Annotated in this window: 24 protein-coding genes; 6 read left to right on the forward strand and 18 right to left on the reverse strand. The window is 66.3% G+C overall.

Features of this window, described 5'->3' with window-relative positions; genetic code table 11:
• Positions 1–33: 33 nt before the first annotated feature.
• The 12 genes from AABF56_RS20515 to AABF56_RS20570 form a co-directional block, all read right to left on the reverse strand.
• Complete coding sequence (locus AABF56_RS20515; RefSeq protein ID WP_272807351.1) at positions 34–678, reverse strand: 5'-methylthioadenosine/S-adenosylhomocysteine nucleosidase; 645 nt, start codon at positions 676–678, stop codon at positions 34–36.
• Positions 675–1124, reverse strand: coding sequence for a PaaI family thioesterase (locus tag AABF56_RS20520; protein WP_064332323.1), 450 nt, complete (start codon positions 1122–1124; stop codon positions 675–677). Before AABF56_RS20520 ends, AABF56_RS20515 begins: the two co-directional genes overlap by 4 nt.
• A gap of 86 nt (positions 1125–1210) precedes the next feature.
• Positions 1211–1666 (reverse strand): TspO/MBR family protein, encoded by a 456-nt coding sequence (locus AABF56_RS20525; RefSeq protein ID WP_272807352.1) that lies wholly within the window; start codon positions 1664–1666, stop codon positions 1211–1213.
• Positions 1667–1709: 43 nt separating this feature from the next.
• Positions 1710–2813, reverse strand: a complete 1104-nt coding sequence (locus AABF56_RS20530) for a DUF1513 domain-containing protein (protein ID WP_272807353.1) — start codon at positions 2811–2813, stop codon at positions 1710–1712.
• The gene (locus tag AABF56_RS20535) at positions 2813–3949 is read right to left on the reverse strand and encodes an imelysin family protein (RefSeq protein ID WP_272807354.1); all 1137 of its coding nucleotides are present in this window, start codon (positions 3947–3949) and stop codon (positions 2813–2815) included. The genes AABF56_RS20530 and AABF56_RS20535 overlap by 1 nt, the downstream gene beginning before the upstream one ends.
• 206 nt (positions 3950–4155) lie before the next feature.
• On the reverse strand, positions 4156–5691 hold the full coding sequence (locus AABF56_RS20540) for a di-heme oxidoreductase family protein (RefSeq protein ID WP_272807355.1): 1536 nt from the start codon (positions 5689–5691) through the stop codon (positions 4156–4158).
• 43 nt (positions 5692–5734) lie between these two features.
• Positions 5735–7012, reverse strand: a complete 1278-nt coding sequence (locus tag AABF56_RS20545) for an imelysin family protein (protein ID WP_272807356.1) — start codon at positions 7010–7012, stop codon at positions 5735–5737.
• Positions 7013–7223: 211 nt separating this feature from the next.
• The gene (locus AABF56_RS20550; RefSeq protein ID WP_272807357.1) at positions 7224–8513 is read right to left on the reverse strand and encodes an RsmB/NOP family class I SAM-dependent RNA methyltransferase; all 1290 of its coding nucleotides are present in this window, start codon (positions 8511–8513) and stop codon (positions 7224–7226) included.
• Positions 8514–8588: 75 nt separating this feature from the next.
• On the reverse strand, positions 8589–8951 hold the full coding sequence (locus AABF56_RS20555; RefSeq protein WP_432346464.1) for a septal ring lytic transglycosylase RlpA family protein: 363 nt from the start codon (positions 8949–8951) through the stop codon (positions 8589–8591).
• A gap of 361 nt (positions 8952–9312) precedes the next feature.
• A complete protein-coding gene (locus AABF56_RS20560; RefSeq protein WP_272807358.1) occupies positions 9313–10188 on the reverse strand; it encodes an SDR family oxidoreductase in 876 nt (291 codons plus the stop codon).
• Positions 10185–11330 (reverse strand): tRNA epoxyqueuosine(34) reductase QueG, encoded by a 1146-nt coding sequence (gene queG, locus AABF56_RS20565; RefSeq protein WP_272807359.1) that lies wholly within the window; start codon positions 11328–11330, stop codon positions 10185–10187. Before queG ends, AABF56_RS20560 begins: the two co-directional genes overlap by 4 nt.
• A 10-nt stretch (positions 11331–11340) precedes the next feature.
• Positions 11341–12033 carry a glutathione S-transferase family protein gene (locus AABF56_RS20570; RefSeq protein WP_272807360.1) on the reverse strand — a complete coding sequence of 231 codons (693 nt, stop codon included), beginning with the start codon at positions 12031–12033 and terminating at the stop codon, positions 11341–11343.
• Between the two features lie 230 nt (positions 12034–12263).
• On the opposite strand from AABF56_RS20570, the gene AABF56_RS20575 reads away from it, so the two are divergent.
• Together AABF56_RS20575 and AABF56_RS20580 are read left to right on the forward strand one after the other, a co-directional pair.
• Entirely contained in the window at positions 12264–13070 is an 807-nt protein-coding gene (locus tag AABF56_RS20575) for an undecaprenyl-diphosphate phosphatase (protein WP_272807361.1), read from the forward strand.
• A gap of 136 nt (positions 13071–13206) precedes the next feature.
• Positions 13207–13380, forward strand: coding sequence for a hypothetical protein (locus AABF56_RS20580; RefSeq protein WP_272807548.1), 174 nt, complete (start codon positions 13207–13209; stop codon positions 13378–13380).
• Positions 13381–13503: 123 nt separating this feature from the next.
• Here AABF56_RS20580 and AABF56_RS20585 read toward each other — a convergent pair whose 3' ends face one another.
• From AABF56_RS20585 to dnaN, 6 genes are all read right to left on the reverse strand, one after another.
• Positions 13504–14484 (reverse strand): complex I NDUFA9 subunit family protein, encoded by a 981-nt coding sequence (locus AABF56_RS20585; protein WP_244767198.1) that lies wholly within the window; start codon positions 14482–14484, stop codon positions 13504–13506.
• 120 nt (positions 14485–14604) lie between these two features.
• Positions 14605–14892 (reverse strand): DUF1330 domain-containing protein, encoded by a 288-nt coding sequence (locus tag AABF56_RS20590; RefSeq protein ID WP_244767199.1) that lies wholly within the window; start codon positions 14890–14892, stop codon positions 14605–14607.
• Between the two features lie 16 nt (positions 14893–14908).
• Positions 14909–15607: an orotidine-5'-phosphate decarboxylase gene (gene pyrF, locus AABF56_RS20595; protein ID WP_272807362.1), complete on the reverse strand. Its 699-nt coding sequence runs from the start codon at positions 15605–15607 to the stop codon at positions 14909–14911.
• Between the two features lie 2 nt (positions 15608–15609).
• A complete protein-coding gene (locus AABF56_RS20600; protein ID WP_272807363.1) occupies positions 15610–16191 on the reverse strand; it encodes a histidine phosphatase family protein in 582 nt (193 codons plus the stop codon).
• A 9-nt stretch (positions 16192–16200) separates the two neighbouring features.
• Positions 16201–16803 (reverse strand): phospholipid N-methyltransferase PmtA, encoded by a 603-nt coding sequence (gene pmtA, locus AABF56_RS20605; RefSeq protein WP_272807364.1) that lies wholly within the window; start codon positions 16801–16803, stop codon positions 16201–16203.
• A gap of 219 nt (positions 16804–17022) precedes the next feature.
• The gene (dnaN, locus tag AABF56_RS20610; protein ID WP_244767203.1) at positions 17023–18141 is read right to left on the reverse strand and encodes a DNA polymerase III subunit beta; all 1119 of its coding nucleotides are present in this window, start codon (positions 18139–18141) and stop codon (positions 17023–17025) included.
• Positions 18142–18375: 234 nt separating this feature from the next.
• Here dnaN and rsmI point away from each other — a divergent pair, with 234 nt between their 5' ends.
• The 4 genes from rsmI to AABF56_RS20630 all read left to right on the forward strand — a co-directional run bounded on the left by rsmI (position 18376) and on the right by AABF56_RS20630 (position 22104).
• Positions 18376–19302, forward strand: a complete 927-nt coding sequence (gene rsmI, locus AABF56_RS20615; RefSeq protein WP_244767204.1) for a 16S rRNA (cytidine(1402)-2'-O)-methyltransferase — start codon at positions 18376–18378, stop codon at positions 19300–19302.
• Positions 19292–19660, forward strand: a complete 369-nt coding sequence (locus AABF56_RS20620) for a YraN family protein (protein ID WP_272807365.1) — start codon at positions 19292–19294, stop codon at positions 19658–19660. The genes rsmI and AABF56_RS20620 overlap by 11 nt, the downstream gene beginning before the upstream one ends.
• 102 nt (positions 19661–19762) lie before the next feature.
• Positions 19763–21061, forward strand: coding sequence for an extracellular solute-binding protein (locus AABF56_RS20625; protein WP_272807366.1), 1299 nt, complete (start codon positions 19763–19765; stop codon positions 21059–21061).
• Positions 21062–21222: 161 nt separating this feature from the next.
• Entirely contained in the window at positions 21223–22104 is an 882-nt protein-coding gene (locus AABF56_RS20630) for an ABC transporter permease subunit (protein WP_272807367.1), read from the forward strand.
• Positions 22105–22112: the final 8 nt, after the last annotated feature.

Below are 22112 nucleotides of genomic sequence, written 5' to 3' on the forward strand. Positions count from 1 at the left end.
CCTGCCGCCGCGCAACGGGGAAATGCCGGATCTTCAGCCCTTCAGCACGACGGTCCCGTCGGCGATGGCCGCCTCCAGCCGGTCGACGGCCTCGGCGAGCTTTTCGTCGATGACATGGAGGTACTCCGTCCAGTCGCCGATATGGCTGAGTTCGGCCTTGCCGTCGGAAATGCCGCGCAGGCCGACGAGCTTGACGCCGAAGGCCTGGCAGGCGCGCAGTTCCGCGAAGGTCTCCATCTCCACCATGTCCGCGTCGATGCCCGCATAGGCGGCGCCCGAGACGACGTCGGCGCCGGTCGAAAGGCGCGCCTCGGATATGCCGGGAATACGAAGGGGAAGCGGCACCTCCACCGGCAGGTCGAGGAAGGGCGTCGCGCCGCGGGTGAAGCCCAGCGGCGAGGCGTCCATGTCGCGATAGGAGACGGAGGTCGCCTGGTAGACGCCGGTCTGCTCCAATGTCGCCGAACCGGCTGAGCCGAGCGAGACGACGAGATCGGGGAGACTGCCCTCGCTTTCCAGGTGGCAGAGCGCGAGCGTCAGCTGCACGGCCGCCTCGACCGGGCCGACGCCCGTCATGAAGGGCGTGATGCGGGCTTTCAGATGGGGGCCGTATTCGGCGTCGACGGCCATGACATAGAGGATGCGGTGCAGGCCGACGGCCTTGAGGGAAACGCTCATCCGGCGATGTCCTCGCGCCCGCGCACCACCATCATCGTGCCCGTCATCGAGGCGATGAGCTTTGCCGGGCCATCCGAGATGGCATAACCGCGCCCGTCGGCGACGATGATGTTGGAGCCCGGCTTGGTGACCTCGCCGCGAAAGAGGAAGCGTTCGCCGCGCCCCGGCGACATCAGGTTGACCTTGAACTCGATGGTGAGGATCGCGGCATCCGCGTCGATCACCGAATAGGCGGCATAGCCGCAGGCCGTGTCGAGCACGGCGGAGATGACGCCGGCATGGAGGAAGCCGTGCTGCTGCGTCAGCTTCTCGTCGAAGGGCAGCTCGATCTCCACCGTGCCGTGCTCGATGCGCGTCAGTTCGGCGCCGATGAGCCGCATCGCCGCCTGCCGGGCAAAGCTTCGGGTGATGCGGTCGGCGAAATCGGCCGGTGGAAAATCGGTCATGGTGCAACCAGGTCTGCCGGCGCGCCGCCGGGATGGGCAAGGATGGCCGAACGTTTGCACGGCGCATGCTGCACTGCAAGCGCCTTTCAGTTCAGGAGGAGGATTGCCGCGTTCAGCGCCGTCGCGAAGGCCACCCAGGCGAGATAGGGCACGAAGAGGAGCGCCGCCGTGCGATCCTGCCGCCAGGAGGCGATGATGAAGGCGGCGACGGAGATGAGCAGGCCGAGGATGATGATCATCGCGGATGCCGGGTCGCGCAGGCCGAAGAAGGCGGGCGACCAGGCGAAGTTGAAGACGAGCTGGGCGAACCAGAGGCGCATCGCCATCGAACGGCGCAGCGTCAGCCAGGTCCGGGCGCCGACCACGCCGATGATGGTGTAGAGAAGGCTCCAGGCCGGCGCGAAGACCCAGTCGGGCGGGGTGAAGACAGGTTTGGCGAGCGAGCGGTACCATTCGTCGGGAATGTTGCTGGCTCCGATGAGGAGGCCGCCGCCGAGTACGAGGATGATGAAGGCGAGATAGACGAGGGGCTTGTTTTTCATGCCCGGGAGGTAGCGCGGCGCGCGCGGCCGTCCAGGGGTGGGATCAGCGGCGCGGCATCAGGCCGGCGATGTGCTGGTCCCAGGCGACGGCGTCCCGGCTGCCGGCAAAGCGGCCGTCATAGGAGGAGACCGCAAAGCCCCGCGGCGCCGCGGCGATGCCGGCGGCCTCGGCGATGGCCTCCTCCCGCAGCACCCGGCCGCTTGCCGCCTCGAGCACGACGAAACGCCCGCCGTTCGGCGAGGTGAGGCCGACAAGACCCTCGCGCCGGTTGACCGCAATGGCGCCGACATAGTTGGCAAGGCCGATCGTGGTCTCCTCCGGCAGGGAGAGGAACGCCAGGTCCTCGCCCTTGGCGAAATGGCCGACGAGTGGCGGCAGGTCGTTGCGCGGCCCCTCGTACTGGCAGGCGAACCAGATACGCCCCTTATCGTCGAGGTCGATATGGCGGGTGGAAAGCTGGCGCAGCGTCTCCGGCAGCGCATGGCGCTCGACGAGCGCGCCGGTTGCGGCGTCGATCAGGGCGAGCGAGGGCTCCATGTGGTCGAGATTGAGCTTGGTGCGGCCGAAATCCGGATGGGTCTCGATGCCGCCATTCGCGGCGATCAGCAGGCGGCCGTCGTCGCTGACGGAGAGATCGTGCGTGCCGATGCCGTAGGTCGAATATTCGCCAATGCGGCGGTAGCCGTCGCCGGCGTCATAGAGGCCAATGACGCCGCGCCCGGCGTCGAAATCGTTCTCGCTGGCATAGAGGATTTTTCCATCCGGCGAGAAGCAGCCGTGGCCGAAGAAATGCCGGTCCTCGGCGCTGGCGATCGTCATGGGCGCGGCCCCGCCGCCGCGGTCGATGACCAGCGCGAAGGTACCCGGACGCCGCGCGAAGGCGACGAGGTGGCCGGTCGCGGGCGAAAAGGCCATGCCGTGGCTGCGGGCCGGCAGCGGCGTCTTCTCTATGAGTGTGCCGTCCTCGGCCAGCACCGCGATGCCGAAGCTCCCGTCGCGCTCCATGTAGCCGGACGCGAAGACGGCGTCGGTCTGCGACAGCGCGAAGGACGGACGGGTCCCGAGCGCCGCGACCCAGGCGGCGCCCGCCATGCGCAGGAAGGCGCGGCGGTCGACAAGCGCGCTCCGGGTGCCAGCGGCCCGCATCAGTCGCCGTCCGCGAAGGAGAAGCCGGCGCCGAGCCCGATCGCCCCGCCATATTCGGTGTTGAGGCGCAGGATGAGGTCGCGCGTGTTGACGAGGAGGAAGGCGATCTTCTGCTGTTCCTCCGGCCTCGAGACGGCCTTTTCGATATCGGGATCGATGGTCGGCGCGACGCGGCGCAGGGCTTTCAACACGAAATCGACATTGCCGGCGATGGAGACGAAGTTCGGATCGATGAGATCGGCCATGCCCGATGTGTCGAACAGCGTCTGCAGGCCCTCGATATTGGCGTTGATCGAGGTCCAGGTGTTGCCGGAACGCCAGAAGACCGCCGATTTCGGGCGTGCCGTGCCGCCGTTGCGGTAGAAGGTCTCGATGCGCTGGTCGCGCACCGCCTCCGCGCCGTGAACGAGGATGCCGAGGAGCGCGGTGATCGCCTCCTTGCCGGTGCGGAAGACCGGGTTCTGCGGGCCGGGATGTTTCCAGTCCCGCTGCACGCCGTCGGGCGCGTCCCAGGCCGCGACGAGCTGACCGGCCGTCGTCTCGATATGGCGGGCGACGGCGGCGGCATAGCGGCAGCGGAAGCTGTCCGGCGTCGCCATCAGCGTTTCCGCGCCGGTGCCGTAGAGCGCGAATTCGAGCGCGCCAAATCCCTGGATCGCGACGCTCTTGCCGGCCATGGCCGCGGCGTCCGTATCCGCTTCGTCGGCCTTCTGCAGCAGCGCCTGCACCTGCTTCAGGCCGGTGCTCTTGCGGTCGGGGTAGAAGAGGATGCGCTCGAAGCGGTTGTCGTCGATGACCGGGCCGATGCGCACGATCTCGATGCGCCCCCAGTCGGCAACCGCCTGCCGGAAGGCATCGTCGACCGTCTTGCGGCCGCCCTCGGAGGGCGCCTTGCAGAAGGCGGCGGTCGTTTCGGCGAGCGTGCCGGCGGAGGCCTGGAAGCGGCGGTAGCCGGGGCGGATCACCTCGTCGACCGCGCGCGTCATGATGCCGACCACGCTCTCGTCCGTCAGCGCGGGCGGCACGGGCGCCTCGCCCTCCTGCGCCAGCGCCGGCAGGGCGGCGGAGAGCATCAGGCCGGCGGCGAGAAGCAGGGTCGGCAGCCGCCGCCGCCCCCCCTCTGCCCTGCCGGGCATCTCCCCCTCAGGGGGGGAGATCGGCAAGAAGCAAGAACCTTGCTCAAACCGCACCGCTAGAGAGAGGCGAGACAGCGTTCCATCCAATCTCCCCCCTTGAGGGGGAGATGCCTGGCAGGGCAGAGGGGGGTGAGCCTCCCCAAAAGTGGGCGCGATGCTTTCGAAAAGCGCGGCGAAACGACGGAAAGAGGGGCGCCGGATGGGCATCAGAGGCTCTCCAAAAAAGTCAGAAGGGCGTCGCGGTCGTGTTTTTCCAGCGCGGCGAAGCGGTCGCGTGCCGCCTCAGCCTCCCCGCCGTGCCAGAGGATGGCCTCGGTGAGGTTGCGGGCGCGCCCGTCATGCAGGAAGAACGTATGGCCGTTGACGGTTTTTGTAAGGCCGATGCCCCAGAGCGGCGGCGTGCGCCATTCCCGCCCGGTCGCCACGCCGACCGCCTGCCCGTCGGCAAGGCCCTCGCCCATGTCGTGCAGCAGGAAATCGGAATAGGGCCAGATCAGCTGGAAGGCATGGGCCTTGTTGCCGGCATCGCGCCGGGTGACGAATTTCGGTTGATGGCAGCGTGTACAGCCGGTCTCGTAGAAGATGCGCTTGCCGTTCAGCGTTTCGGCGAAACTCGCCTTGCGCCGCGCCGGCACGGCAAGGTTCTCCGCATAGAAGGTGACGAGGTCCATCACCGGCGGCGGGGCCTCGGCATCGCCGAGCCGCTTCTGCACGCCGTCCGGCCGGTCGAGGCAGGCTTTTTGCGCCGGCGTGCAGTCGCCCTGGTGCAGCGGCACGTCCGGCGTCGAAAGGCCGATGTCGAAGGCGAAGGCGTCGGCGCTCTGCTGGCGCACGGTGGCCGACTGCGCCTTCCAGCCGAACCGGCCGAGCGCCTCCTTGCCCGTCTTCGGATCGATGGCGATGGCCGCCTTGCCGCTGATGCCGTCGCCATCCTTATCGTCGGGGTCGGCAAGGGCGAGAATATCCGCCTCGTGGATCGCCTGGACGAGGCCGAGGCCGAGCATCGGCTGGGTGACGCGCGGCGAGAGCGTCGTCGTCGCATCGAGGTCGCCATAGGCGAGATCGGCGACGGAATATGTCGGCCGGCGCAGCGTGACGACCTCGCCGCCGGCAAGCGTCACCGGTTCCTCGGTATAGTCGATCACCATGCGGCCCTCGGCCTTGAGGCCGGGTATGGCGAGATCCTGAAGCTGGCGGCCGTAGATCGGATCCGGCAGGCTCATCTCGCGAAAACTTTTCAGCGCCGCCTCGTCCTCCGGCGTCCTTGCCGCGCGGGCGAGGCGCAGGAACATCGACGTCGCCTCGGCGGCGCCCTCCGGCGGATGGCCGCGGCCGTCCTTGATGTGGCAGGTCTGGCAGGAGCGCGCATTGTAGAGCGGCCCCAGCCCGTCGGAGGCCTGGGTGGAGGAGGGCGAGGAGACCCAGAGTTTCTGGAAGAGCGCATTGCCGAGCTTGAACGTCTCTTCCTCCGCGAAGGTGATGTTCTCGGAGAAGTGGGAGAAGCTGTTGACGTTGACGGATGCAAGCGAGGTCGCCGCCCCGCCGGACATCGCCTCATAGGCTTCGGCCTTGGAAAAATCCGTCGTTAGCGCCGTCACCGCGGCGACGCGCTTGCGATCCTTTTCGGAAAGATCATCGCGCCCGCGGCCGGTGGAATGGGCAGGTCCCAGAACGAAAACGCCCGCCGCGACGGACACCGCGGCAAGAGCCGCGAGCAGAGGGCGGGCGGGGCGTTCTGTCATGTATGGATCGGGCCGCCACCCGGGGGAAGCGGCCCGCCTTCTATCATTGGAAGACAGCGTTAGGATTATCCAGGCTGTCGGAGCCTTCAAGCTCGATCGTGCCGAGGTCGAGCGAGGCGATGACGCGTTCGATCGTCCTGGTCTGGTCGATCAGGCTGTCGACGGCGGCCTGGACGACCTTGTTGCCCTCTTCGTTGCCCTCACCGATCATCTGGTCGTAGGCTTCGCCGCCTTCCGCGCGGTCCACCAGCGCCTTGAAGGCGGCGTGGCTGGCGTCGAGCTTGGCCTTCATCTCCGTGTCGAGCGCGGCGTCCTTTTCCGCGACCAGCTCGGAGAGCGACGGGCCGGCGAGCTTCGAGCCGTCCGCACGGGTATATTCGCCCGTATAGACGGTCTGGATGCCGACGACATCGTAGTAGTGCGAGTTGTGCGTGTTGTCGGAGAAGCAATCGTGCTCTTCTTCCGGATCGTGCAGCAGGAGGCCGAGCTTCATGCGCTCGCCGGCAAGTTCGCCATAGGAGAGCGAGCCCATGCCGGTCAGCATGGCGGTGATACCGGCCTTCGGATCGGCGGTGACGTTCTTGGCGGCGTCGCCATCCGGCGCCCAGGCCGTCACCATCTCTTCCAGATCGGTGACGAGCAGCGAGGATGCGGCCTTCAGGTAGGCGGCGCGGCGGTCGCAATTGCCGTTGGTGCAATTGGCCGTGTCATAGTCGCTCGCCTGGCGGTTGCCCGCGCCCTTGCCGGTGCCGTTGAGGTCCTGGCCCCACAGCAGGAATTCGATGGCGTGGTAGCCGGTCGCCACGTTCGCTTCCACTTCGCCCGCCTCGTGCAGCTCCTGCAGGACGGCCGGCGTGATGGTGGTGGCGTCGATCGTCTTGCCGCCAATCTCCAGCTTCGGATTGGCGATGACATTGCCGACGAAGAGGGCGTTCTCGTCGCTCTCCGTGCCGTAGCTGGCATCGACATAGTCGATCAGGCCCTCGTCGAGCGGCCAGGCGTTGACCTTGCCTTCCCAGTCATCGACCAGCGGATTGCCGAAGCGATAGGCTTCCGTCTGCTGGTAGGGCACGCGGGACTTCAGCCACGCCTCGCGCGCGGCCTGCAGCGTGTCGTCGCCCGGCTTGGCGATGAGCGCGTCGACCGCTGCGTCGAGCGCTTTTGCTGCGTCGAGCGAGTCGGAGAATTTGGCATGCGCGATTTCGGCATAGTGCTTGACGATCGCGGCCGGATCGGCGGCCGCATGGGCGGAACCGATGGCGAGCCCCGATGTCGCGGCAGCAAGCGCAAAGGCGGCCGCGCGGAGGAAGGAAGTGGTCATGACGTCTCCTGGTGTCCTGTTCGATGTGTCCCCCGACACCGGACGTCACGGCTTGCCTCCCTTGGCGGCCGCCGCCCGGATGGTCCGGCATCTCGCCGGGCCCGGGATTATTCAGGCGTTACTGTCATGGACCAAATAAAAACTTGTGTCAAAGTGTATAGTTTAGAACGATTTCAAGCTGTTCCGGTACACTTGACAGAGCGCAACCGCCTCAGGCCTTGCGGCCCATGGCGCAGAAGAAGAAGCCGTCCGTATCGGTCGAGGCCGGCGTCAGGGTGACGGTCTTGCCGTCGCGCGACCAGGGCTGCGGCTTGTCCGCGCCGAACAGCTTTTTCCAGGTGTCGGTCGCGGGCAGGATTTCGAACTCCGGATTGGCCGCGCAGAAGCCGTGCACCTGTTCCTCGTTCTCCTGCGGCAGGATCGAGCAGGTGACATAGAGCAGGAAGCCGCCCGGCCGCACGAAGGCGCTGGCATTGGCAAGCGCTTCCTGCTGCTGGGTGAGGCGTTCCTCGAGGTTCTTTTCGGTGAGGCGCCATTTGGTGTCCGGCCGGCGGCGCCAGGTGCCGGTGCCCGTGCAGGGGGCATCGACCAGCACGCGGTCGAAACGGCCGTTCAGCGGGGCAAGGCTGGCAATGGTCTCGTGCACCTGGACATTGCGCGTGCCGGCACGCTTCAGCCGCTCGATGATCGGGGCGAGGCGCTTGCGGTCGGTGTCGTAGGCGTGCACCTGGCCCTTGTTGTGCATGGCGGCCGCCATGGCGAGCGTCTTGCCGCCGCCGCCGGCGCAGAAGTCGAGCACCTGCTCGCCCTCCTGCGGCACGACGAGATCGGCGACGATCTGCGAGCCTTCGTCCTGCACCTCGAACCAGCCCTTCTGGAAGGCAAGGTCGGCGGTGACGTTCGGCAGGCGCGAGGGGCCTTCGCCGGCGGGAATGCGGATGCCCTCGCGGGCGATGGCCGAGGCGACGGCGGCGTTGCGCTCCAGCGCCTTCAGCACCTTGTCGCGGCCGGCCTTCAGCGTGTTGGCGCGCAGGTCCAGCGTCGGCCGGCCGGCAAGCGCCTTGGCTTCCGCCAGCCAGGCCTCGCCGAAATTGGCCTCGAAGGCGGGCTGGATCCATTCGGGAATGTCGCCCTGCACATGCAGCGCGGCGTCGTCGAGAGTGCGGGCGCGGAAGGCGGCAAGCTTTTCGTCGGAAATGGGCTCCGGGGCAAACCGGTCGCCGTCGAACTCGGCGGCAAGCGCCTCGGGGGCGAGGCCCCATTGGCGCAGGAGCACGGCATGGCCGAGGGCGGCGGGGCTGTCATCGTCCATCAGGAAGGCGTGCGACAGTTTCATGCGCAGCGCGTCATAGACGATATTGCCGATCGCGGCGCGGTCGCCGGAACCGGCAAACCGATGGGAGAGGCCCCAGTCTTTCAGTGCATCGGCGACGGGGCGCCGCCGCGTCTCGATATCCGTCAGAACCTCGATGGCTCCCGAGAGCCGCCCACCCAATCGCATCCGTCATCTCCGTTTTGCGTCGTGGTAGCGGCGGAATGCGCGAAGGGCAAGCCGGGAGCCGCACAATAGCGCTCGTCAGCCGATGACTTCGTAACAGATCTTGGCGTGGCCGGAGCGGATCATGCCGATGTTGGAGGCGGCAGCCTTGGAGAGGTCTAGCACCCGGCCGCGGATGAACGGGCCGCGATCGTTGATGCGCACCACGACGCTCTTGCCGTTGTTCGCGTTGGTGACCTTCACCTTGGTGCCGAAGCGCAGGCTCCGGTGGGCGGCCGTCAGGAGGTTCGGGTTCATGCGCTCGCCGGAGGCGGTGCGCGAGTGCAGCGCATACCAGGAGGCACGACCGCAACCGGCGGCCTCAGCATCGGAGAATGTAACGAAGGTGGAGGAGGCTGTGACGAGCGAGGCGAGTGCGAGGCTGGAGAGCTTGAGCATCATGTATCGGATGACCTTCCGGGAAAGTTGCGAATTTCCGCTGTGATGATCGCCCTATGAGGAAGCAAAAATGGCAAAAACGTGCCTCAACCCGCCGCAATTGCTGTAGGGAGGCCGTGCGATATACAGTCCATCGCCGGCGATGGATTTTTGATCTTCGTTCGGATGGCGGAAAAGAATCTTCCGAATCAGTCACTAAACTGGATCGACTTGCAAGTTGGAATGGTCATCCGGCAATCGCGCAAATTCTCGGAAAAAACTTTCAATATTAGCAGTTACTGCGCATGAATTCGGCGGCAAAAATGAGGCAGGTAAATTAAAAGTTGTATTAAATCGCAAAAGCCAGCCCTGCCGGCCTCGCCCCTCAACCGCGCCAGCGGCCGGCCGCATGGAGATCGGCGAGCGACTGGCGATAGTCCGGGAAGCGAAGTTCGAAGCCGGCAGCACGCAGCTTGGCGTTCGAGACGCGCTTGTTCTCTGCGTAGAAAGACCGGGCCATGGGAGAAAGTTCCGCCGTCTCGAAAGGAATATCCGGCGGCACCGGCAGGCCCATCAGCCGGGCGGCTTCCGCCACCACGTCCTGCGGCGGACCGGGCTCGTTGTCGGTGATGTTCCAGAGGCCGCCGAGGGACTTCTGTGCAAGGAAGAGGGCCGAACGGCCGATATCCTCGACGCGGATGCGGTTGAACACCTGGTCCTTCTTGACGAGGCGGCGCGCGGTGCCCTCTTCCATGTTGCGCAGCGCATTGCGGCCCGGCCCGTAGATGCCGGCAAGGCGCAGCACGGCGACGGGCAGGCCCGAGGCCCTGCCGAAGTCGAGCCAGCGGTTCTCCGCCTCCACCCGCTCGATGGAGCGGGCGGAAACCGGGTTCAGCGCGGTATCCTCGTCCACCCAGCCGCCCTTGTGGTCGCCGTAGACGCCGACGGTCGAAAGATAGCCGGCCCAGGCGAGCTCCGGCATCAGGGCGGAGATCGGCGGCATGCCGGCGCGGAACAGCGGGTCGCCCTCCTTGCCGGGCGCGATGGACTGCACGACATGGGTGGCGCGCGCCATGTCGGCCGCAAGGGCCTCGGGGATCGGGCCGCCGTCATAGAGGATCGGCGCGATGCCGAGGGCGCGAAGGCCCTCTGCCTTTTCCGCCGAGCGCGTCGTGCCGGAGACGGAAAAACCGGCCGCCCTGAAGGTCTGGCCGATGGCCTTGCCGGAGAAGCCGGCGCCGAGGATCAGGAGATGCGTCATCGACAGTCTGCCTTTGCTCTTTCATATTCCGCGCGCACGTCCGCGTCCGCGTCGTCCGCCCTTCCTGCCGCAAATTTCGTAAATTCGGAAGCCGCCATCAGCCGGGAAAGCGCCCATGCGGCCATGCCGCGCACCACGGGGGACGCGTCGTCGGCAAGATGGAGGCAGGGCGCGATCAGGCTGCGGTCGCCGGAATTGCCGGCGGCGATCAGCACGTTGCGGATGAAGCGGTCGCGGCCGATACGCTTGACCGGCGAGCCGGAGAAATGCGTACGGAAACCCGCATCGTCGAGGGTCAGGAGATCGGCGATCGCCGGCGCCTTCAGTTCCTCGCGGGCGATGAGCTTCATCTGCGAGGCCGCGGCGGCGAACTTGTTCCAGGGGCAGGCGGCCAGGCAATCGTCGCAGCCATAGATGCGGTTGCCGATCTTCTCGCGGATGGCGGGATCGATCGGTCCCTTGTGCTCGATGGTGAGATAGGAGATGCAGCGCCGCGCATCGAGCTTGTAGGGCGCTGGAAAGGCGTCGGTCGGGCAGGCGTCGAGGCAGGCGCGGCAGGAGCCGCAATGGTCGCGCTCCGGCTCGTCGCGGACAAGGTCGGCCGTGGTGAAGAGGCTGCCGAGGAAGAGCCAGGAGCCGTGCGTGCGGCTGACGAGGTTGGTGTGCTTGCCCTGCCACCCGAGCCCGGCAGCGGCGGCGAGCGGCTTTTCCATGACCGGCGCCGTATCGACGAACACCTTCACGTCCACCCCGCCGCGGGCGGCAAAGCGCGTCGCCACTTCCTTCAGCCTGCCCTTGATGAGGTCGTGATAATCGCGGTTCTGCGCATAGACGGAGATCGCTGCCCGGTCGGGCATGGAAAGCACGGCGCGCGGATCGTGCGCCGGGCCGTAGTTCATGCCGAAGAGGACGACGGAGCGCACCGCGCTCCACAGGACGCGCGGATCGGCCCGCCGTGCCTCGGTCTCCGCCATCCAGTCCATGGTGCCGTGATAGCCGGCGGCAAGGAAGTCGGCGAGCCGGGGCGGCGCCTCGGGAATGGAATCGGGGGCGGTGATGCGACAGAGGTCGAACCCCTTGTCCGCCGCTTCCGCCTTGAGGAAGTCGGTCAGGCGGCGCCGGATCCTGTCGTCGCCCGACATCGCCCCGTCCTCAGAAGTCGAGGTCCGCGTAGTGCGAGACCGGGGTGACGCCGCGCACGCGCTCGGCCAGCAGCGGGCGGAAGGAGGGGCGGGACTTCAGCCGCTGGTACCATTCCTTGGCCTGCGGCGCGTCCGCCCAGTTGATCTCGCCCATATAGTCGAGCACCGAAAGACAGGCCGCGGCGGCAAGGTCGGCATAGCTGAGGCGGTCGCCGGCAAGATAGGTGCGCGAACCGGCGAGCCAGGAAAGATACTTCATGTGCTGGCGGATATTGGCGCGCGAATTGCGCAGGATCTTGCTGTCCGGCGGGCCGCCGCCCTGGTCCGGCGTCATCTGCAGCTTGAAGATGCGCTCGCGCACCAGCGGGCGCGTCACGTCCTGCTCCATCTTCTGCAGGAACCATTCCGTCAGGCGGCGGATTTCCGCGCGCTGGAAGGGGTCTTCGGCGAGCAGCCGGCGGTCGCGCTTCAGGACGCCGTGCGTCTCGTCGAGATATTCGGAGATGATGCTCGCGCCGCAGAGCGCCCGCATGCTGTCGTCGACATAGACGGGCAGCGTTCCGGCCGGGTTGAGGGCGAGGAAATCACGCCGGTTTTCCCAGGGCTGTTCTTCGGCAAGCTCCGTCTGGAACCCGTATTCCGCCAGGATCAGGCGGACGAAGCGGGACGCGGCGGACATCGGGTGATGATAGAGTGTGGGCATCAGGCTGCTTTGCTGGTCTTGCGGAAGGGGCTGTGGCCGGGTCGAGCGCGCATGCGGGCTGATTTGACCATGGCTGATTTGACGAACCTATAGAAATTTGGTGGTACAAACACAAGCGAATCGGGCTTTTTGCCGTATGGGCCTCCCACAAAACCTCCGGGCGGGGTTTTGTGGGAGGCTCGAAGCCCGCTTCATTCCGTGGCTTTCGTCCCCTTTCCCAAGGAACCTACATGGCAGACCAGTCCATCGTCAGCGCCCTCATTCTCGGTTTGATCGAGGGCCTGACCGAATTCATCCCGGTGTCCTCCACCGCCCATATCCTGCTCGCCGGGCACTTCCTCGGCTTCAAGTCGCCAGGCAACACCTTCGCCGTGCTCATCCAGCTCGGCGCGATCCTCGCCATCCTCTCCGTCTACGCGGCCAAGCTGCTCCGCATCGCCTTTGCGCTGCCGTCGAGCCCGGAGGCACGGCGCTTCGTCGCCAGCGTGCTCATCGCCTTCCTGCCGGCCGCCGTCATCGGCGCGCTGGCGCATGATTTCATCAAGACGGTACTCTTCGAAACCCCGATGCTGATCTGCATCGTGCTGATCGTCGGCGGCGTCATCCTCTACGTGATCGACCGCCTGCCGCTCCAGCCGCGCTATACGGATGCGATGAAGTACCCGCCGTCGCTCGCCTTCAAGATCGGCCTTTGCCAGTGCCTGGCCATGATCCCCGGCACCTCGCGCTCGGGGGCGACGATCGCCGGCGCCCTGCTGATGGGCACGGACAAGCGCTCGGCGGCGGAGTTTTCCTTCTTCCTCGCCATGCCGACCATGGTCGGCGCCTTCACGCTCGATCTCTACAAGAACCGCGACGCGCTCTCGTCCGACGACCTTCTCGTCATCGGCGTCGGCTTCCTCGCAGCCTTCGTGGCGGGTCTCTTCGTCGTGCGCTCGCTGCTCGACTTCGTCTCGCGCCGCGGCTTCACGCTGTTCGCCATCTGGCGGATCGTCGTGGGAACGCTGGGCCTCATCGGCCTTCTGATCTTCGGGTGAAGATTGTTACGGCCGGCTCTGGCCGGCCCGCCCTTACTTGACCGAGGCGGTCGTGCAGGGATCGACGCCGTAGGCCGGCGAACAGCCGTGCTTGCCGGCCGAGACCGTCGACGGCGCGGCAAAGGATCCGGCCACGATGATCAGAGCCGAAAATCCGAAGAAGATTGCAATTGCCTTGCCCATTGCGCCGGAAGCCTCTCAAAGTCCTGAAAATACGCCGCAGAACTGTCATCAGTACGACGCGACGGGGGCGGTGTTTATTCGCTGGCCCGAAGACAATCAATATCGCGACATGCTGAATCGCGCGTAAATGCCGCAGTGATTTTTTTAACCGCTGCATAAGTGCAACAGCCTGCCCAAAGCGCTTCGAAAAACACGGGCCGGCCGGCGCGGGATCGCCCCGTGCCGGCCGGTTATTTAGGATGGAAATCGGTCAGGCGGCGCGGTCGATCCGCGTGAACTGGCCCTGCGGCCGGTAGCGCACGAGGTAGCTCGGCAGGATCGCCTCGACGAGGACCGGCTCGATGCCGATCGCCTCCAGCGTGCGGCCCTCGCTGCGGGCGGCGTCGGAGACCACATTGTCGACACGCAGCAGCGTGACCTGGTCGGCCGTCAGCGGCGGCTTGATAAGGGGCACGAGCGAGGCGATGGAGCCGATCAGCGAGGCGATGCCGAAGGGCAGCGAGACGAGCGGGTTCTTGCGGTCGATCACGCGCAGCATGGTTTCGAGACACTGGCGGAAGGTGAGCACTTCCGGACCGCCGAGCTCGTAGATGCGGCCGCGCTCGATCGTGCCGTCCACCGAGCGGGCGACGGCTTCGGCGACGTCGGCCACGTAGACCGGCTGGAACTTCGTGTGGCCGCCGCCGATCAGCGGCAGGGCCGGGGCATAGCGGGCCATGGTGGCGAACTTGTTGAAGAAGCCGTCTTCCGGGCCGAAGATGATGGAGGGTCGCAGGATGACGGCATCGGGAACCGTGCGCAGCACCGCCGCTTCGCCGCGACCCTTGGTGCGGGCGTAGGAGGATGCGGATTTCTCGTCGGCGCCGATGGCGGAGACGTGGGTGAGCTTCGCACCGACGGCGCGGGCGGCTTCCGCCACCGCGCGGGCGCCGAAATCCTGCACGGCGTCGAAATTGTTGCGGCCGCTCTCGAAGAGGATGCCGACACAGTTGATGACGTGGTCGGCGCCTTCCACGGCGCGATCGACGGACTGGCGGTAGCGCAGGTTCGCCTGCACGAAGGAAATCTGGCCGACGCCGCCGATCGGCTGCAGGAAGCCGGCAAGGTCCGGCCGGCGGACAGCGACGCGGATGCGGTAGCCGCGGCGCGCCAGCGCACGCACCACATGACGCCCGACGAAGCCCGAGCCGCCGAAGACTGTGACGAGCGGCGGAAGGTTGGACAAGGTCATGAGGCTGCTCCTGAAGAACATTGTAGGTCGGTAGCGCCTACATAGCCCAAAGCGTTCGCAAGGTGAAGCGCGGCGAAGCGTCTCTTGTGCCGGGTTTTTCCGGGAGCCGGGATGGCCGGCTCAGAGGCCCTCGACGACCACCATTTCCGCGTCCGCCACTTCCTGGCGGATGGCGGCGGCGACCTGGTATTCCGGCGAATTGTAGCAATCGACGGCGGCCTGCAGCGAGGGGAACTCGATGATCACGTTGCGGGCGCGCACGCGGCCTTCCAGCTGCGCGAAGGCGCCGCCGCGGGCGATGAAGTTCGCGCCGTACTTTTCGAAGGCCGGCTTGGCAGCGGCGACGTAATCCTTGTAGCGTTCGGTGTCGCGCACATCGACCTGTGCGATCCAGTAGCCCTTGGGCATGTCTCTCTCCCTTTTGTTATGCTGCGCGTATGCCGTCCATTTCGGCGAGGATCGCGCTTGCTGCGGCAAGCGGATCGTCTGCCTTAACGATCGGGCGGGCGACGACGAGGTGGCTGGAGCCGGCCTTCAGCGCGTCGGCCGGGGTCATGACGCGCTTCTGGTCGCCGAGATCGGCGCCGGCCGGGCGGATGCCCGGCGTGACGATCGCCATGTCGGGTCCGACGATCTTGTGCACGGCCCTGGCTTCCTCGGCGGAGCAGACGACGCCGCCCATGCCGGCGATGCGGGCCTGTTCGGCGCGGCGCAGCACCAGCGTGTGCGGATCGTATTCGTAGCCGGCGTCGATGACGTCCTTGGCGTCCATGGAGGTGAGCACCGTGACGCCGAGGAGGCAGAGATCGGAACCCTTGGCGGCGGCGACGGCGGCGGCCATGGCCTTCGGATAGGCGTGCAGGGTCAGCATGGACATGCCCATCTTGACGATGTTCTCGACGCCCTTGGCCACCGTGTTGTCGATGTCGAGCAGCTTCATGTCGAGGAAGACCTTCTTGCCATCCCTGGCGAGGTCGCGGGCGAATTCCAGGCCGCCGGCAAAGACCAGCTGGTAGCCGATCTTGTAGAAGAGGGCGGTGTCGCCGAGCGTCTGGACCACCTTTTCCGCCTCCGCGATGGTCGGTACATCGAGGCCAACGATCAGGCGGTCGCGCGCGGACATGGTCAAAACCCTTTCCAAGATTCCATTGGCGTCCAGTCGCATGCGACGATGCGGTCCGCAAGGCCGAAAGCGAAAAGATTGCCGCCGCCGCCCGGCTGGTCGCCGTCCCGGCGTATGGGCTTGCCCTTGAGGTATCCTTTCAGCAGCGTGCCGACGCCGCCATGGCCGACGAAGGCGATCGGGATTTCCGGGTCGTGACCGGCCAGCGCCCGCTCGACGGCGGCGACGATACGCGCCTGCGCATCCACCGCGCGCTCCCAGCCGCGAAAACTCCGCTCCGGATGGGCGAAAAATTCGTCGGCCGCGGCCTCGAAGGCATCGGGCGGCAGGTAGCCGGTGGCGGAACGGTCGTTCTCGCCCATGGCGTGGTCGGTCTCGACGGCAAGGCGGCCGGCGGCAAGGATTTCCGCCGTCTCGATCGCCTTGCGCTCGGTGCTTGCCACGAAGCGGCCGATCTGCCGCGCCCAGCCGGCCGAGGCGGCGAGCAGGGCCCGTTCGCGGCCGCGCTCGGACAAGCCCCAGTCGGGCACCGGCACGGCCGGGTCGATGGCGACCTGCGGATGGGTGATATAAAGGGCGAACATGGCCGCCCCTCAATGGGTGCGGCGGTAGGTCCAGAGCTGCGCCGGCGGGATGTTGCGCACGACGAAGTCGAGATGGCTGATCTGGTAGCGGTCCGGCATGGCGACGACGGGGGAGAGCGGGCCATAGGAGATCTGCACGACCGGCCGGCCGGCGGGAACGCGCGAGAGCAGGTCCTCGATCAGCGCGACGCGCCTGTGCATCGGGAAATTGAGCAGCGGCACGGCGGAGATGACGCTGTCGAAGGTGGCGTCGCGAAGATCGCCGAGCGTCCTGTCGAGGTCGAAGGCATCGCCATTGATGAAGTTGACGCCGTGGAAGCGCGCGACGAGGTGATTGTAGAAATCCGTGGAGAACTCGACCGAGGTCAGCTTTTCCGGCGCAAGGCCGGTCCCGAGGATTGCCTTGGTGATGACGCCGGTGCCCGGCCCGAGTTCGAGCACGGGAAGGCCCGAGGCCGGATTGATGACGCTCGCCATGCGGCGCGCGGTGACCGAAGAGGTGGGGATGATCGAACCGACGGCCCGCGTATTGCTCATCCAGCCCTTGAAGAACCGGATCTCGTCGTCAAATTTCTTGCCGAGCCGTTCCTTGACCTTCACGCGCAACGTCATGCCATCCCCCTTCATGGTAGCACTTCTACATGGCCGGGAAGGGGCTTCGTGTCCGCCTGCTTCGCCCGGCCTTCTGCGAATATGTGACGCGGTTTGCGTCAAAAACAAGTCTGATTGCGCCGCCGCCTGCAAGTTTCCCCCGCCCGCGAAAGCGCTTCCTAAAAAAGAACCCGCCGGAGGACCGGCGGGTTCCAAGGCGGTTTCCCGATATGGCGGCGTCTATACGCGCATCGGCATGAGCACGTAGAGCGCGTCGTCGCCGGCAAGGTCGCGCACCAGCGTCGGCGAGCCCGGATCGGCCAGCATGAAGACGGCCTCCGTGCCGGAGAGCTGGGAGGTGATGTCGAGCAGGTATTTCGCGTTGAAGCCGATTTCCAGCGGGTCGCTGTCATAGCCGACCGGCAGCTCTTCCGTAGCGCTGCCCGAATCCGGGTTGTTGACGGTCAGCGTCAGCTGGCCGTCGCCGAGCGCCAGCTTCACGGCGCGGCCGCGCTCGGAGGAAATGGTGGAGACGCGGTCGACGGCCTGGGCGAAGGACTGGCAGTCGATCTTCAGTTCCTTGTCATTGTTTGTCGGGATCACGCGCTGGTAATCCGGGAACGTGCCGTCGATCAGCTTGGAGGTCAGCACGATGGAGCCGATGGTGAAGCGGATCTTCGCGTCCGAGACCTCGACGGTGACGGTCAGGTCCGGATTGTCGACCAGCTTCTGCAGCTCGCCGACCGTCTTGCGCGGGATGATGATGCCCGGCATGCCCTCGGAGCCCGAGGGGGCCTCGACATCGGCGCGGGCCAGGCGATGGCCGTCGGTGGCGACGGCCCGGAGCTTCAGTTCGCCCTTGCTCTCGATCGTGTGGATGAAGATGCCGTTGAGGTAGTAGCGGGTCTCCTCCGTCGAGATCGCGAACTGGGTGCGATCGATCAGCATCTTGAGATCCGTCGCCTTGAGGCGGAACGTGTGCGAGAAGCTGCCGGCGGTGAGATCCGGGAAATCGGACTGCGGCAGGCATTGCAGCGAGAATTTGGAACGGCCCGAGGCGACCGTCATCGAGGCGCCGTCGGCGCTGGTGGCGAGCAGCACTTCCGAACCGTCCGAGAGCTTGCGCACGATGTCGTAGAGCAGGTGCGCCGGAACGGTCGTCGCGCCGGCCTGCTCGACCTGGGCGGGCGTCGCCTCGGTGATCTCGAGGTCGAGGTCGGTCGCCTTCATGTCGAGGCTCGCGCCGTCCGCGCGCAGCAGCACGTTCGAGAGGATCGGGATCGTGTTGCGCCGTTCGACCACGCGATGGACGTGGTTCAGCGACTTCAGAAGATTGGACCGCTCGAGAGTAATGCGCATGAACTGTACCGCTTTCGACCGCTAGCACGCCGGAGGTCCGGCGCGGCATTGCCTTGAAATCCCGGCGGGCGCCGGAAGATGTGGACGGGCAAAATGGCAGAAACATGCGGAACTTTGCAAGTGCTAACGGCGTGGAACACAGGATAGTCAACCGCCGGACCTTGCGAGGGCCTGCCCGCTCGCCCATAAGGATGAAGACATGCGGCCGTCCAGCGGCTGGAAAGGTGACGGGCGATGCGGGACGAGGGTGCGGCAAACGGCGGGGGCGAAGGCGCGAAGACTTTCCGCCTGCACAATGCCGTGATCCCCGCCCGGCCGCTGGAGCCGGCGCTCTATCTCGTCGCGACGCCGATCGGCAATCTCTCCGACATCACGCTGCGGGCGCTCGAAACCTTGGCAGGCGCCGACGTGCTCGCCTGCGAGGACACGCGCGTCACCCGCGTGCTGCTCGACCGCTACGGCATCGTCAACCGGCCCTACGCCTACCACGAGCACAATGCGGACGAGGCGGGCCCACGCCTCATCGCCGCGCTGGAGGGAGGCAGATCCGTCGCCCTCGTCTCCGATGCCGGCACGCCGCTCGTTTCCGATCCCGGATACCGGCTGGCGCTGCTCGCGATTGCGGCCGGGCACCGCGTCGTGCCGATCCCCGGCGCCTCCGCCCCGCTTGCCGCGCTCGTCGGCTCCGGCCTGCCCAACGAGGCCTTCTTCTTCGCCGGCTTCCTGCCGTCCAGGGACAAGGCGCGGCGCGATCGCCTCGCCGAGCTTGCGGGCGTGCCGGCGACGCTGCTGTTCTTCGAATCCCCGCATCGCATCGCCGCGACGGTCGCGGCGGCGGCCGAGGTGCTGGGGGAGGGGCGGGCGGCCTGTGTCTGCCGCGAACTGACCAAGACCTTCGAGGAATTCCGCCGCGGAACGCTCGGGGAGCTGTCGGCGCATTATGGCGACGGCCACGCCGTCAAGGGCGAGATCGTCTTCGTCATCGGCCCGCCGGGTGCGGCGGCCGCGCCCGAGGCGGAAGATGTCGACCGGCTGCTTGCCGCGCTCGTCAGGGACATGCCGGCCGGCAAGGCGGCCACCGAGGCCGCGCGGCAGACCGGCCTGCCGCGGCGCGACCTCTACCAGCGCCTCATCGACCTGAAGGGCGGCGATGGGCAATAGGCCGGCGGATACGGGCCGGCTGAAGGCCTTTCGCCGCGGACACGTCTCCGAATACATCGCCGCGCTCTACCTTGCCGCCAAGGGCTTTCGCATCCGCGCGATCCGCTACCGCACGAAGCTCGGCGAGATCGACATCATCGCGCGGCGCGGCGACCTCGTCGTCTGCGTCGAGGTGAAGGCGCGCCGTGACGTCGACAGCGCCGTCTTCGCCGTCACCGGAACCGCGCAAGGGCGCATCCGCGCGGCAAGCGAAATCTGGCTCTCGCGCCAGCCCGACGGCCACCGCCTCTCCCTCCGGTACGACATTGTCGCCGTCCGCCCCTGGCGGCTTCCCCGGCATCTGCCGGATGCGTTTTGACCAAAAGGAAAATGTAACGAAACTGACATGAAACCGTAACGCGCCCGTCACGGTGGCTCATTAGTGCACCCTCACACCAAATCCGGTGAAGAGGAGCAACCCATGTTCAAGCCGCTTTCCCTCGCAGGTTTCGCACTCGCGTTTTCCGCCTCGGCCTCGATGGCCGCCACCAACATCACCTGGTGGCACGGCATGGCCGGCCGCAACGGCGAGGTCATCAACGAAGTCGCCCAGAAGTTCAACGCCGCCCAGTCGGCCTGTGCCCTGACGCCGGTTTCCAAGGGCACCTACGAGGAAGCGCTTGCTTCCGGCATCGCCGCCTTCCGCTCGGGCGAACAGCCGAACATCCTGCAGGTCTTCGACGCCGGCGCGGCGACGATCATCAACGCTCCGGGCGCCGTCATCCCGGCCGAAGACCTGATCACCGGCGCCGGCCACCCGTTCGACCGCGAAGCCTTCATCGAGGGCGTGCGCTACTTCTACGCCGCGCCGGACGGCAAGTTCGTAGGCATGCCGTTCAACTCCTCCGCCCCGATCATGTACGTGAACACCGAGGCCCTGGAGAAGGCCGGCGTCGAAGCGCCGAAGACCTGGGAAGAGTTCGAGGCGATCGCGCCGAAGCTGAAGGAAGCCGGCTACCTGCCGCTCGTCCAGTCGCAGCTCACCTGGCAGTTCACGGAAAACTTCTTCTCGCGCAACAACATCCAGTTCGCGACGAACAACAACGGCTACGATTCGGTCACCGACACGAAGATCAACATGACGGACCCGAACCTCGTCATGATGTTCACCAAGCTGAAGGCCTGGGCCGACGAGGGCTATTTCGGCTATTTCGGTGCCGGCTGGAACGACAACCAGAAGCTCTTCGAAGATGGCAAGGCCGCCCTCTGGATCGGGTCGTCCGGTTCGTTCGGCGGCCTCCAGAAGACGGCGCAGAAGCCGTTCACCGCGGCCTTCCTGCCCTACTGGCAGGGCATTGAAGGGGCCGGCACCAACTCGTTCATCGGCGGTGCCGCGCTGTTCGCCATGTCCGGCAAGCCGGACGAAGAGAACAAGTGCACGGCCGACTTCTTCCAGTTCCTGACCTCGCCGGAAATCCAGAAGTTCTATCACCAGGCCACCGGCTACGTCGCCATCACCAAGGCGGCCTACGAGCTGGCGAAGTCCGAAGGCTATTATGAAAAGACCCCGGTCGCCGAAGTCGGCATCCAGCAGCTCATGCTCAAGTCGGGCGACTGGTCGAAGGGCTACCGCCTCGGTTTCTACCCGCAGATCCGCGAGATCATGGAGCGCGAATACGGCCGCATCTTCGCCGGCGAAACCTCGGTCGAAGACGCCATGAAGACGATCGAGACCGAAGCGAACGACCTGCTCGCCCGCTTCGCCAAGACCGCCGGCTGACAGGGTAGGAATCCCCCTCACCCCGCCTCCGCTTCGCTCGGCGACCCTCTCCCCAAGGGGAGAGGGGGACCGCAGACGCTGCAACATCTCCCCTTCTCCCCGCCGGGGAGAAGGGGGCCGGCAGGCCGGATGAGGGGGTGTCCGCCATCGAAGGATCGCCCATGAAGCGCGTGCAATTCTCCTCGCCCTATCTGCCCTATCTCTTCCTCGCACCGCAGATGGCGATCATCTTCGTGTTCTTCTACTGGCCGTCCGTCCAGGCGATCCAGTCGTCCTTCTATCTCGAGGATCCCTTCGGCTTCGGCGCCACCTTCGTCGGCCTGTCGAACTATTCGGATGCGCTCGGCTCCGTGCAGTACCAGTCGATCGCCCGCTTCACCGTGGTCTTCACCGCGCTCGTCACCTTCCTCTCGCTCGGCATCGGCATGCTGCTCGCCGTCAAGGCGGATGCGGTGCTGAAGGGCAGCGCCGCCTACAAGACGCTGCTGATCTGGGTCTATGCCATCGCCCCGCCGGTCGCCGGCCTGATGGGCATGATGTTCTTCGACCAGCATATCGGCCCGCTGGTGAAGTTCGCCGCCCTTTTCGGCTGGGACATGAAGGTCGGCCTCAACTACAACGACACCGCCATCGCCATGATCATCGTGTCGGTGTGGAAGCAGATCCCCTACAATTTCATCTTCATCCTCTCGGGCCTGCAGAGCATTCCGGCCTCCGTGCGGGAAGCCGCCGCCATCGACTGCCGCTCCGGCATGCGGCGCTTCTGGACGATGACGCTGCCGCTGCTCGCGCCCACCGCCTTCTTCCTGCTCGTCATCAACATGACCTATGCGCTGTTCGACACGTTCGGCGTCATCGACGTGATGGTGAAGGACAAGGCGGCCAACAACCCGATCACCCTGGTCTACAAGGTCTATATGGACGGCTTCCGCGGCAACGACCTCGGCGGTTCCTCGGCCCAGTCGGTCATCCTGATGATCGTCGTCTTCGTGCTCACCATCTTCCAGTTCCGCTTCATCGAGCGGCGCGTGCACTACAATTGAGAGGGCGC

Origin of the sequence: Shinella sp. WSC3-e (genome assembly GCF_945994535.1) — a bacterium.
Classification (GTDB): domain Bacteria; phylum Pseudomonadota; class Alphaproteobacteria; order Rhizobiales; family Rhizobiaceae; genus Shinella; species Shinella yambaruensis.

Bases quoted from the DNA above. Each gene is read 5' to 3' on its own strand.
- AABF56_RS20515 (WP_272807351.1), bottom strand. From the start codon at position 678: ATGAGCGTTTCCCTCAAGGCCGTCGGCCTGCACCGCATCCTCTATGTC.
- AABF56_RS20520 (WP_064332323.1), bottom strand. From the start codon at position 1,124: ATGACCGATTTTCCACCGGCCGATTTCGCCGACCGCATCACCCGAAGC.
- AABF56_RS20525 (WP_272807352.1), bottom strand. From the start codon at position 1,666: ATGAAAAACAAGCCCCTCGTCTATCTCGCCTTCATCATCCTCGTACTC.
- AABF56_RS20530 (WP_272807353.1), bottom strand. From the start codon at position 2,813: ATGCGGGCCGCTGGCACCCGGAGCGCGCTTGTCGACCGCCGCGCCTTC.
- AABF56_RS20535 (WP_272807354.1), bottom strand. From the start codon at position 3,949: ATGCCCGGCAGGGCAGAGGGGGGGCGGCGGCGGCTGCCGACCCTGCTT.
- AABF56_RS20540 (WP_272807355.1), bottom strand. From the start codon at position 5,691: ATGACAGAACGCCCCGCCCGCCCTCTGCTCGCGGCTCTTGCCGCGGTG.
- AABF56_RS20545 (WP_272807356.1), bottom strand. From the start codon at position 7,012: ATGACCACTTCCTTCCTCCGCGCGGCCGCCTTTGCGCTTGCTGCCGCG.
- AABF56_RS20550 (WP_272807357.1), bottom strand. From the start codon at position 8,513: ATGCGATTGGGTGGGCGGCTCTCGGGAGCCATCGAGGTTCTGACGGAT.
- AABF56_RS20555 (WP_432346464.1), bottom strand. From the start codon at position 8,951: ATGATGCTCAAGCTCTCCAGCCTCGCACTCGCCTCGCTCGTCACAGCC.
- AABF56_RS20560 (WP_272807358.1), bottom strand. From the start codon at position 10,188: ATGACGCATCTCCTGATCCTCGGCGCCGGCTTCTCCGGCAAGGCCATC.
- queG (WP_272807359.1), bottom strand. From the start codon at position 11,330: ATGTCGGGCGACGACAGGATCCGGCGCCGCCTGACCGACTTCCTCAAG.
- AABF56_RS20570 (WP_272807360.1), bottom strand. From the start codon at position 12,033: ATGCCCACACTCTATCATCACCCGATGTCCGCCGCGTCCCGCTTCGTC.
- AABF56_RS20575 (WP_272807361.1), top strand. From the start codon at position 12,264: ATGGCAGACCAGTCCATCGTCAGCGCCCTCATTCTCGGTTTGATCGAG.
- AABF56_RS20580 (WP_272807548.1), top strand. From the start codon at position 13,207: ATGATCAGAGCCGAAAATCCGAAGAAGATTGCAATTGCCTTGCCCATT.
- AABF56_RS20585 (WP_244767198.1), bottom strand. From the start codon at position 14,484: ATGACCTTGTCCAACCTTCCGCCGCTCGTCACAGTCTTCGGCGGCTCG.
- AABF56_RS20590 (WP_244767199.1), bottom strand. From the start codon at position 14,892: ATGCCCAAGGGCTACTGGATCGCACAGGTCGATGTGCGCGACACCGAA.
- pyrF (WP_272807362.1), bottom strand. From the start codon at position 15,607: ATGTCCGCGCGCGACCGCCTGATCGTTGGCCTCGATGTACCGACCATC.
- AABF56_RS20600 (WP_272807363.1), bottom strand. From the start codon at position 16,191: ATGTTCGCCCTTTATATCACCCATCCGCAGGTCGCCATCGACCCGGCC.
- pmtA (WP_272807364.1), bottom strand. From the start codon at position 16,803: ATGACGTTGCGCGTGAAGGTCAAGGAACGGCTCGGCAAGAAATTTGAC.
- dnaN (WP_244767203.1), bottom strand. From the start codon at position 18,141: ATGCGCATTACTCTCGAGCGGTCCAATCTTCTGAAGTCGCTGAACCAC.
- rsmI (WP_244767204.1), top strand. From the start codon at position 18,376: ATGCGGGACGAGGGTGCGGCAAACGGCGGGGGCGAAGGCGCGAAGACT.
- AABF56_RS20620 (WP_272807365.1), top strand. From the start codon at position 19,292: ATGGGCAATAGGCCGGCGGATACGGGCCGGCTGAAGGCCTTTCGCCGC.
- AABF56_RS20625 (WP_272807366.1), top strand. From the start codon at position 19,763: ATGTTCAAGCCGCTTTCCCTCGCAGGTTTCGCACTCGCGTTTTCCGCC.
- AABF56_RS20630 (WP_272807367.1), top strand. From the start codon at position 21,223: ATGAAGCGCGTGCAATTCTCCTCGCCCTATCTGCCCTATCTCTTCCTC.